We start from the raw sequence: 518 nt of genomic DNA on the forward strand, positions 1-518 counted from the left end.
GTCGCTTCCTGTAGCGCGGCGACCGCCTGGTTCGTCGTCCCGTTCTTATTGATCCGGAGATCCAGGTGGCATCCGCCGCTCGGCGGCACGTTCCCGACGACGCCGATCTGCTGGCCCGCACTGACGGTGTCTCCGACGTCGACGAGCCGCTCGCTCTTGTACATATGCAAGTACGACACCACGAAGCCATCGGGGTGCTTGATCGACAGCCACAGCGAGCTGCTGAGAGTCACCGTGCCGGGCAGGACGGCGTAGACGGGATCACCGCAGGGGTTCGGCCAGCGCTGCAGGTCGATCGCAACATGCCACGAGGAGGCGCCGGGGACGGTGATGTCGCGGGGCCCGTAGCCGGATGTCATCTGGTAACCGGCCGCGAGAGGGAAAGCGGCCTGGCCGACGACGGTGCTGCTGTCACAGCTGATCGACCCGCCGACCGCGGAGATGATCTGCTGTGCGGCGGACTCCCACTTGTCGTAAGCGGTCGGGAATGCGGAGACCTGCACGGTCTGTGCGGCCTC

Annotated in this window: 1 protein-coding gene; it reads right to left on the minus strand. The window is 66.4% G+C overall.

Features of this window, described 5'->3' with window-relative positions:
* Positions 1–518: M23 family metallopeptidase (locus AC1B00_RS09700; protein WP_488849525.1), on the minus strand; the 518-nt coding region annotated here is incomplete at both ends.

The organism is Campylobacter sp. DY7 (genome assembly GCF_057802535.1).